The organism is Dehalococcoidia bacterium (assembly GCA_028711995.1).
In the GTDB taxonomy this organism is placed as follows: Bacteria; Chloroflexota; Dehalococcoidia; order SZUA-161; family SpSt-899; genus JAQTRE01.
The window spans coordinates 1-10048 of record JAQTRE010000107.1; the positions used below are offsets into that span (position 1 = coordinate 1).

At 53.4% G+C, this 10048-nt stretch carries 9 protein-coding genes; all 9 read left to right on the forward strand.

From position 1 onward, the window contains the following. On the forward strand, nt 1-503 hold a 503-nt coding region (locus tag PHV74_12250; protein MDD5095128.1), incomplete at its 5' end, for a hypothetical protein. Nucleotides 504-515: 12 nt separating this feature from the next. Then, nucleotides 516-956 (forward strand): single-stranded DNA-binding protein, encoded by a 441-nt coding sequence (ssb, locus tag PHV74_12255; protein MDD5095129.1) that lies wholly within the window; start codon nt 516-518, stop codon nt 954-956. A 228-nt stretch (nt 957-1184) separates the two neighbouring features. Further along, nucleotides 1185-1589: a hypothetical protein gene (locus PHV74_12260; GenBank protein MDD5095130.1), complete on the forward strand. Its 405-nt coding sequence runs from the start codon at nt 1185-1187 to the stop codon at nt 1587-1589. Nucleotides 1590-1675: 86 nt separating this feature from the next. Further along, nucleotides 1676-3886: an N-6 DNA methylase gene (locus tag PHV74_12265; GenBank protein MDD5095131.1), complete on the forward strand. Its 2211-nt coding sequence runs from the start codon at nt 1676-1678 to the stop codon at nt 3884-3886. Further along, the gene (locus tag PHV74_12270; protein MDD5095132.1) at nt 3886-5262 is read left to right on the forward strand and encodes a restriction endonuclease subunit S; all 1377 of its coding nucleotides are present in this window, start codon (nt 3886-3888) and stop codon (nt 5260-5262) included. Before PHV74_12265 ends, PHV74_12270 begins: the two co-directional genes overlap by 1 nt. A 1-nt stretch (nt 5263) precedes the next feature. Continuing rightward, entirely contained in the window at nt 5264-6880 is a 1617-nt protein-coding gene (locus PHV74_12275; GenBank protein MDD5095133.1) for a hypothetical protein, read from the forward strand. A 256-nt stretch (nt 6881-7136) separates the two neighbouring features. Then, nucleotides 7137-8090, forward strand: a complete 954-nt coding sequence (locus tag PHV74_12280) for a toll/interleukin-1 receptor domain-containing protein (GenBank protein MDD5095134.1) — start codon at nt 7137-7139, stop codon at nt 8088-8090. Between the two features lie 390 nt (nt 8091-8480). Further along, nucleotides 8481-9110, forward strand: coding sequence for a hypothetical protein (locus PHV74_12285; GenBank protein MDD5095135.1), 630 nt, complete (start codon nt 8481-8483; stop codon nt 9108-9110). A 117-nt stretch (nt 9111-9227) separates the two neighbouring features. Further along, nucleotides 9228-9917, forward strand: coding sequence for a VirB8/TrbF family protein (locus PHV74_12290; protein MDD5095136.1), 690 nt, complete (start codon nt 9228-9230; stop codon nt 9915-9917). The last annotated feature ends 131 nt before the right edge of the window (nt 9918-10048 follow it).

A 10048-nucleotide genomic window follows, 5' to 3' on the forward strand; every position in this document is an offset into this window, starting at 1 on the left:
TATCAATCAAGCCCAGCTCAGAAAATCGTGAAGCCAATGTCATGCAGGAGACACCAATAGACGCTCCAATACCGGCCATGACGAACGGCGCAGCGCTTGGAACTGTTAATTCCCCGGCAGAAGAATCACCCCCCCCTGAAAACATCACCGCCGAACCAGAATCAGAATCGCATGGAGAAGAAATCACCGTGGATGGTTTTGCGGTAATCCCGGAAGAAACGCAGGATTTACCGCCGCCGGATTTAGATACCGGCGAGCCGGATGCCAAAAAGTACGGCACCGAGGATTTTGTGATTTGCCATGCTGATGAACCTATTCGGAAGCGCAAGCCGGATGACTTATTGAACGAGTTCAAAGCCATCACGGAAAACGCCGAACTGGGTGGCGTCGAACAGGCATGGTTCACGGCAGCAGATGACGCGCCCGATGTCAGCGAGTTACGCGAAGCGGAGATTAGCGACGAAGGAACCGATGCCATCTTCGACATTTTCAGCCCGCGATAACAGGAGAACATCATGAGCAGCTATATCAACCGTGCCCAATTGCAAGGGGTTGTCGGCAATGATCCCGAATTACGTTATGTTGGCGAGAGCGGCAAAGCCGTGTGCAATGTGCGCCTTGCCACCACCAATCGCTATAAAACCGCCCATGGCGAATATGCAGAGGAAACCGAATGGCACACGGTCGTCGGCTGGGAAGCCGTGGCCGAGCGCATGGCGCAGCTCAATAAAGGCGACTGGGCAGCCATTGAAGGCCGCATCCGTACCCGAACAGCAAAAGATGCCAAGGGCACCGAAAGAACACACCGGGAAATCATCTGCGAACGGGTAACGCGGGTCGATGTTTTGAAGGCAGAAGCACGGGCGGAAAGCTCACCGAATAAAGCACCCGAAAAACCACTCCGTACCAGTGAAACGGCTCGAACGGATGAATCGTGGGGTGGATTTGTTTCTTGACGATCGGGGGTTGGTAATTAGATAGAGAACCTTAATGACAGCAGAAAACCATAGGTTTCCTTTTCCACCATGAGCAACCAACTCCAAAAACATCTTGAGCAGCTTCGCCCGCACACAGATACAATCTAACAACTGGTTCAAATCGTTCGCTTCGATCACTGGGACGGGCCAAAACCCGCCCCCTTAACCAAACTTTAGGCCTTCGAGTCCACAAGGAAAAACCCGCAGATGAAATTTCAAGACGACCAAGTTCTCCGGCATATTGATGAGTCTCAGTCGATGAAGAAACTCTATTCAGTGGCGTTGGCGACGGGTTTTGGGTCGGAATTCCCCGACTATCAGATATCAAGCCTTGTTTTAGCTCTCGCCAATGCCAACATAACATCACTAAGCACCATCGACGAGTATATTGCCGGTAACGAAGAGCTCGTCAAAATATACTTTAAGCTTCTATCTGATAACCGTGTTAATGGACATTCTTGGAGGTTGAATGCTGCATTTCTTTACACACTCGTACTTATCCTTCTTTTCAGCGAAAGGTTTAACGAGGAGTGGCTTACTTCCAACGATTGGTCCCCCGAGGTTGCACGAGCGGTTTGCAGTATTGTCTCGCAACTCAAGGTTCGGGGCTAACCACTCATTCGAGGCGAACGGCTTCGCCGCCTCTCAATCCCAGCGTTATGACTAAAAGATGAACACAGGAAGGAAGTAAAGAACCGATGACAGCGGCACTGGAAATCAAACGCGACGAAAAGAAGAGAAAAATCTGGAGCCATGTGCGCAGCAAATGGCTGGTGGAAACGCCGGAAGAAACGGTACGCCAGGAATACTTGCTGGTGCTGGTCAACGAGTACGGTTTCGCCCTCGATCAAATCGCCGAGGAAATGGACCTTACCGGCCGGGGTTCCGCATCCGCCCGCGCCGATTTTGTCCTCTGGCGCACCGCTCAAGACAAGGCCGATGACAACGCCCCCTTCATTATCGTCGAATGCAAGTCCGATAACGTCACCATCAAACCGCAGGACTACGGGCAAGGCGAGAACTACGCCCGCATCTGTGGCGCTCCGTTCTTTGTCACCCACAACTCGCGAGAAACCAAATACTGGCGGGTCAAAAAAGACAAGGTACCCGGCTACACGGAAGAGATTGAGAATATTCCCCACGGCAACGCCTCGGACAAGGACATCGAGGAACTGCTTTCCAAGCTCCGCGCCTTCAAGGAAAAGGAGTTCGCCGACCTGCTGCACAAATGCCACAACATTATCCGTAACCGGGAGAAGAAAGACCCGGCGGCGGCATTCGATGAAATCGCCAAGGTGCTGTTCATCAAGGTCTATGTAGAACGCTCGCTGCTCACTCGGCGCAACAAGACCAATCTGTTCACTGTCGATGTGCTGAAAAGCCAGATCGCCGAAAATCCACTGGACAACCTCTTTCAGCAAACCAAGCTGGCCTACGCCACCGACAAGATTTTTGAGGGCGACGAGCGTATCAACCTCAAGCCCGCCACCGGCGAGGCCATCGTCAAGGAACTGGAGAAGTACAACCTCTCCGACACCAGCGAGGACGTGAAAGGGGTCGCATTCGAGCGCTTCCTCGGACGCACGTTCCGGGGCGAGATTGGCCAGTTCTTCACTCCGCGCACCATCGTCGAATTCATGGTGCACATGGTCGATCCCCAGGAGGGCGAGATTGTCTGCGACCCAGCCAGCGGCTCGGGCGGCTTTCTGATCCGGGTGTTCGAGATCGTGCGGGAAAAAATCCTCGCCGACGCCGACCGCGATTACAATGCCTTCAAGGCCGAGATTGAAAAGGACAATTCACTCACCGAGGAGCAGCGGGCCAAGAAGCTCCAGGACAAATTCACCGAGGTGCAGGCGCTCATCGACCAGAAGCGTGAGGGCTCCCGTCTCTGGAAGCTCTCCAATCGCTGCATCTACGGCACCGACGCCAACGACCGCATGGCCCGCACCAGCAAGATGAACATGATCATGCATGGCGACGGTCACGGCGGCGTCCACCACCACGACGGCTTTCTGAACGTCAACGGCATCTTCGAGGGGCGTTTCGACATCATCCTCACCAATCCACCTTTCGGAGCCAATGTCGAGCCCACCGACAAGGTGCTGGAGGTGGATATCGCCGTCAACCCGACGGCAGAAGAGCGATACATGAAGGAGTATGGCGACCTTTACCGCGAGGCCCAGAACCGGGTGAAGGCGGCGCTCAATAAGCCCATCGCCAGCCTGTTCGACCTGCCCAAGAGCGACAAGGCCAAGATCAAAACTGAAGTGCTGTTTATCGAGCGTTGCCTCGATTTACTCAAGCCAGGCGGTCGCCTCGGCATCGTGTTGCCGGAAGGCATCTTCAACAACCCCTCGCTCGCCTACGTGCGCGAGTTCACCGAAGACCGCGCCTTCCTCCGTGCTGTGGTCAGCCTACCGCAGGAAACCTTTGTCAGCTCCGGCGCCAGCGTGAAATGCTCGCTGCTCTTCCTACAAAAGTTCACTGAGGAGGAACAGCAGAAGTTTGACGAGACCTACGCCACCGCCAAGACGGAGACCGAAGCTCGGTATGCCGATGAGATCAAAGCGGAACGAGAACGGCTGGAAAGCGAAATCGAGGCGGCCAAGCAAGCGAAAGACATAGAGCAACGCAAGGTGCTGCAAAAGGGGCTCAAGGATTACCTGAAGGCAATGGAAGTTCGGCAGATCAACAAAGCACGGCAACTGCTGAAGGAGCGGTTCGACTACCCCATTTTCATGTACGAGGCGGAAAAGGTCGGCATCTCCGCCACCGGCGAGGAGGATCAGAACGAGCTTTATCCCAACGACCGGCAGCCCGCCGATTGCGACAAAACCTGCCTGGAGTGGTATCGGGAGTTTCAGGCCGACCCGAGCGCCTTTGCCGTTGCGGGAGGGACTGAGTGATGGAGGCAGTGGCCCCAATCTCTAAACGGCCAAGCTGTATTTTATGGTCGGAAATTGAAAAGTGGACGCCCGAATCCGTCCTGCTTCGTTTTGGCAAACTACCTGATGGCTGGCGTTTATTACCTGTGGGCGCTTTCGCTGCTCAACTGGAAAACAAAGAAAAGGTTAAGCCGGAAAGCGAATACCGAATGGCGGGCGTCCGTTGGTATGGCGAAGGCGTCTTTCACCGCGAAACAGTCGTGGGCAAGGAGCAAAGCGCGAATTACCTTTACCCACTCAAACCGGGAGCAATTATTTACAACCGATTGTTCGCCTGGAAGGAATCATTTGCCGTTGTTCCAGAGGAACTGGACGGTTATTACGTTTCCAATGAATTTCCGCAGTTTGAGATTGACCCGGCCATAGCCTTACCTAAATACATTTATCTTCTTTTCAATACCAAAAAGATTATTGGTGCAGTGAATGCCGCTTCCATTGGTTCGGCAGCGATCAGTAGGAACCGCTTCAAGGAATCCGACTTCCTTGGGTTTAAAGTCCCCATCCCACCGCTGCCAATTCAGCAGAAAATTGTGGCCTATTGGGAGGCGGCGCAAACATCCGTTCAGCGTAACCATGAAGCAATATCACGTAGCAAAGCGGAGGCTTTCGACCAATTCCGCAAGGCCTTGGGAATAACAACTTCCAACGTGGCTCGCCCGAAATTATTTATTGCAAAATGGCGCGAAGTCGAGCGTTGGGGGAATGAGCTTGCATGGAGAAACAAGAACGGGGCAGATTCATTTGTTTATCCTGTCAAGCCACTCAAGGAAGTTTGCAAGACCGGTTCCGGCGGTACCCCTAGCAGGAAACACAAGGAGTATTACGGAGGCGAAATTCCTTGGGTTAAGACGACGGAAGTGCGTAACGCGGTCATTTATGACACCGAGGAAAAAATTACCAGCAAGGGGCTCGCGTCAAGTAGCGCAAAACTCTATCCGGCAGGCAGTCTTGTTATAGCAATGTATGGGCAAGGCGCAACGAGGGGTCGAACGGCAAAGCTTGAGGTGGATGCCGCAACAAATCAGGCTTGTCTTGTGCTGACCGAAATTGACCCTGCATTGGACACAGATTTCCTTTGGCACTACCTCATGGTTTCTTACGATGAGATGCGAGGACTTGCAAGCGGCAACAATCAACCAAATCTCAGCGCTGATTTACTGGGTGGATTCCCGATTCCTGTCCCGCCAGTAACAAAACAGACTGAATTGAAGACGCTCTTCGAAATTGCGCAACGAAAGGTTGCCGATCTAGAGGAACAGAGCGCACAGATACGAAATCAAACGACCAAAGAAATAGAAAAAATGATCCTCGGCACCCGCCCGGTGGAGGTGCACTGATATGTCGAGAGGCCGCCAATACATCGAGTTCGAGGGGCTGTTTTCGGAAAGCGTGCTGGGTATCTTCCGCATCATCTGGGGCTTTGCCGACCTGCGCGATCTGGCAGCCGTCTCCGTCCCCTACAAGATGGAGGATGGCGAGCAGGGCTTTCGGGTGGTTGGCCATCAGCGAATGGAATCGGCCAAGCACGCCGAGGAGATCAAAAACTACCTGGAACAGAGTGAGAACCGCTTTCTCCCGGAGGTGATCCTTTCCGTTCGTGCGCCGGTCAAACTGGTGGTCAATCGCGGAGAGATCGATCCAGACGAGCTGGGGCTGGGTGAGACGGTTTTCGGGGTGAAAAGCGACAACGGTGGTCTGGTGGATATCACCCGCCGCTATTCAAGCCCAACCACGCGGATGCAACGGCTGCGCGTGCGGCGCGGCGATCTGGAGCAGATCAAGCGGGACAAAATCATCCGCCGCATCGACGGCAATCACCGGTTACACCTGGCCGAACAGCTCACCGATGACCCCAACACCCCGACCAAGTATCTCGCCCCTTTCTGCATGGTGCTGCTCGATCCGACGGATAACGATGCCGACGACTTCGCCGAATCGTTGATCTTCCACACCATCAACAGCACCGCCCTGCCGCTGGAGTCGGAACACGGCCTGCGGCTGCTGCTGGGGCAAGACCCGGCACACGCCATGACGCCGGACAATGAATTCGCCTACAACCCGGCGCTGCACCTCACGCGGCTCTTGACCGACCGTCTGCATGGTCTGCCGCAACCCGCCCGGCAACGCTTCGGCGAGCGACCATTGACGGCGCTGTGGGAGTCGGCCCGCAACCTGATCGCCATGGACGAGGCCATCGCCCAGGACCGGCAGGCCTTGACCACTTTTGCCGACGACCTGTTTGCTGCGCTGGCGGACATCGCCACCCGACTGACCGTCAACCATCCATCGCTATGCAGAACCTACGGTTTCTTCGAGCTGGCGGCGCGGGTCTGGCGTGAGGCGGTGGGGGATGATCACGAGCAAAAAGTCCGCTGGACGGTGGACTATCTCGACCGCATCGGCCATTGGCTCGGCGGCCAGGGCATCACCAACCTGCTCGATCCGCTTTCCCCGGCGGAGCAACTGCTCAAAACCTTCAAGGCCGCTCAGTCCCGTATCCCTAAACGGGTTTTCCTTGCCCGTTGGTACCCGCCACAGGATGCCCCGAATGACGCCCAGAACAGGGCCAACTTGCGTCTGCAGCAGCTTCGGCAAACTCTGACCAATCTCCAGCAGCAACATGGCATCGGGCTGGAGCTGATCGACATGGGTACGGAAGAAGGCGGCACCTTCCCGATTCACAGCCGGATGTACGAGGCCATCGCCTCCTCGGACATAATCATCTGCGACCTGACCGGACATCGTCCAAATGTCTACGTTGAGGCGGGCTACGCACTGAAGCATCACGAGAGCAATCGGCTTATCTTCCTGTTCGAACCGAACGGTACAGATGACCGGGTGCCGTTCGACCTGAACACCTTCAAATATGTGCCTATTAACCAGGCAGCGGAGATTCCCAATCGCTTAACGCCGGAACTTGAATCGATCTTGCAAAGCGCTGGCGCTCAGCTGTGATAACTAAGCAGTGCTGGAGACGGCATAACACGGCGCTGCAACGGACGGCTATTGCCGCCGGTAAGCTTAGTCGTTGAGTCTGCAGAAAAACCCCCTTGGCAAGAAAATTTATGACAATGAGCAAAAACCGGCTTCCAAAAATGCTCTGTAATCGATTATCGTCCTGTCTGGAAGGGTCAAGGCACCCCTTGAAAATGACTATTTCGCCCCTTCAAGTAGTTTTTCTACAGCATCATTATAAGCAAGAGGTTACTGTATGAGTCCTAGGGTTTTCATCAGCCATGCCAGTGAAGACAAAAACCGATTCGTCACTAATTTCGCGACGAAGCTCAGGGAAAACGGCATTGATGCATGGCTGGATCACTGGGAAATGCTCCCAGGCGATAGCCTTGTCGACAGGATATTCGAAGAAGGCCTTAAGGAGGCTCATGCTGTAATTATTGTCCTTTCGAAGTACAGCGTTTCGAAACCTTGGGTGACTGAAGAACTTAACGCGAGCATGGTCTCGCGCATTTCAAAGGGCACCAAGATCATCCCCATCGTAATTGATAATTGCGGCGTTCCCGAAGCGCTAAAGTCAACTTTATGGGAGCGAGTCGAAGATACATCGAACTTTGAAAAGCCACTGAAGAGAATTGTGGCCGCGATTTTCGATGTACGAGAAAAACCGCCCGTTGGAGAACCTCCCGATTTTATTCAGAAGGCCACTAGCAACATTGCTGGACTTTCGAAAATAGACACGCTCGTCTTAAAGAGGGCTGCCGCATTCGATTTGGAGAACAACGCACATATTGTCGAGCCCGAGAATATTTTTGGAGATCTTGACGCTCTTGGGCTAACAAAGGATCAGGTGAAGGAGTCTATCGAGATTTTGGGGACGGATGGCTACTTCGAGTTATCTCACTACTTCGGCGGAGGGCCAGATAGGTATGGATGCTATATTCGCGTTACTGGCTATGGTTTCGAGAAATATTGCGGCTCCGAGATTGAGGAGTACGATCGGTTGAAGGAACAGTGTGCAGGCCTAATCATCAATGAAGACTTGAAAGACAACAATACATTAGCAGAGAGAACAGGGGCTAAGCTTCGGCTAATTGAACATATACTGGACGTGTTTGAATCCAATGATCTCATTAGTACCACAAAGACCCTTGGGGGTAATATTTCTATTCATCACGTCCATCCAAAATTTCGCAGGATGTTGGCGTGATTTCTTATAACACTGCGCTCCGCCAGACCAAAAACCGCTATGTGGTTTTCGTCGAGTGAGCTTCACGTTGAGGCTGTAGAAAACCCCCCTTGGCAAGAAAATTTATGACCATTAGCAAAAACCGACTTCCTAAAATGCTCTGTAATCGATTATCGTCTTGTCGGGAGGGGCAAGGCACCCCTTGAAAATGACTATTTCGCCCCTTCAAGTGGTTTTTCTACAGCGTCGTTAGCCATGAACGATATCCCATTGCCACCAATATTCACTGAGGAAGATCTTCGTGTCGTTAGTCTATTGCGCCACGAGCCAAAAGATCGAACGAGGAGGTCCTTTGACGCTGCGTTCATACACCTCTCATTTGCGCACCGTATCAAAGACATTGACCCTGCAATGGCTCTCTTTCGAGCGATCACTGCTGAAGAGGAGGCGGCATCCGCTCTTCTTCGTGCGCTGCTTGCTAAAGGCTATGCAGAAACCAGCAAGTTGATGCCAAAGGATCACCTCCAAAAGGCGGCGGTGTATCCATTTCTGGTCGCAATCGCCAAACACACATCCTACTTGCGAATGAACGGCATCAAGGAAGTTAGGCTGGGCATACCGAAGCACGACGAGACACCACGGCTTCAACTGGCCCTTGTCCTTGGTGGCGTGAACGATGGAATCGTTGCCCGCCCTGTTCCGCCGCTCAATCTAGACATCCGCGAAGCTGGCGAGGCCGTGAACTATCGGAAGTACTTTCTTGAGTTGATTTCCCCGAGTGGATTTGAAGACATTCAGAAGTACCTGAACGCCAAAAAGAACCAGCGGAACTTGTTACTGTACGCATCGCCAAGCGGTCTTCTAAATCCTGGACCGATCACGGACGCGACGCTTCTGGACTACAAACGTAGGATCATGACTGTCTTGAAGGCTACGCTCCTAATCTGGCCTTACAAAGAGACTCAGCCGTTCGTGCAGGAGGCAGTAGGTTCCTTTCTTGGCATGGTTTGCCGTTTGCGAAAGGTCACTGAGGAGCAGTAACCCTTTGTTCTAGAACACAAACTGCACGGGCGGATTGTGACAGTGAAGCAACACTAAATCGAATTCCCCAAGCCCCTGACACACTGGTATCGCATCCAGTGAACAGAGGGCTCCATCTTGAACAAGCAATCCAAACCCGCCGATGCCCCATCGGCGCATGAACAGCTCAATCCGTATATTTCCGCGCGTCGGGAATGGAATGAGCGCTACGGCGATTATGTGTCGCAGGCCAAAAACTGGCGCATTGTGGCGGTGTTATCCGGGATCACGGCAATTATGGCGGTGGCCGGTGTTGTTTATATCGGCGCGCAGAGCAAATTCATTCCCTATGTGGTGGCTGTCGATCAGCACGGCAGCGCTGTGGCCGCCGGTATTGCCGACCGGGCTTCAGCCGCTGATCCGCGTGTGATTCGCTCGCTCATCGGGCGATTCATTACCGATTTGCGCGGGGTGATTTCCGATCAGCAAGCCGAGAAGGCAGCTATTGATCGGGTGTATTCCATGCTTCCCTCGGGCGCTGCTTCGACCACCGTTATTTCGGGCTGGTTCAAAGAACAATCGCCCTTTTCCCGTGCGGCGACGGAAACCATTTCCGTGGAGGTGGAGAGCATTCTGCCGATTTCTGATAAATCCTGGCAGGTCGATTTCCGCGAAACCGCCCGCTCGCCCAATGGCATGTTGCTTTCTAAAAAGCGCTACCGCGCCACGCTGACCACCGAACTCTCCCCCGTCACCAACGAGAAATTGATTCGCCTGAATCCAATTGGCCTGTTCGTGACTGAAATTTCCATCACCCAAATTCTTTGATTGAGGGGCAGCTCGAATAACCCGAGATTTTCAATGAATTCAGCCACTGAATCATGCCTGTGGCCGAATCCAGCTCAAATTTCACAACAAACGACGACCTTTCCAAGCAGCATTGCCCGGTTTTTACGCCG

Bases quoted from the DNA above. Each gene is read 5' to 3' on its own strand.
- ssb (MDD5095129.1), top strand. From the start codon at position 516: ATGAGCAGCTATATCAACCGTGCCCAATTGCAAGGGGTTGTCGGCAAT.
- PHV74_12260 (MDD5095130.1), top strand. From the start codon at position 1,185: ATGAAATTTCAAGACGACCAAGTTCTCCGGCATATTGATGAGTCTCAG.
- PHV74_12265 (MDD5095131.1), top strand. From the start codon at position 1,676: ATGACAGCGGCACTGGAAATCAAACGCGACGAAAAGAAGAGAAAAATC.
- PHV74_12270 (MDD5095132.1), top strand. From the start codon at position 3,886: ATGGAGGCAGTGGCCCCAATCTCTAAACGGCCAAGCTGTATTTTATGG.
- PHV74_12275 (MDD5095133.1), top strand. From the start codon at position 5,264: ATGTCGAGAGGCCGCCAATACATCGAGTTCGAGGGGCTGTTTTCGGAA.
- PHV74_12280 (MDD5095134.1), top strand. From the start codon at position 7,137: ATGAGTCCTAGGGTTTTCATCAGCCATGCCAGTGAAGACAAAAACCGA.
- PHV74_12285 (MDD5095135.1), top strand. From the start codon at position 8,481: ATGGCTCTCTTTCGAGCGATCACTGCTGAAGAGGAGGCGGCATCCGCT.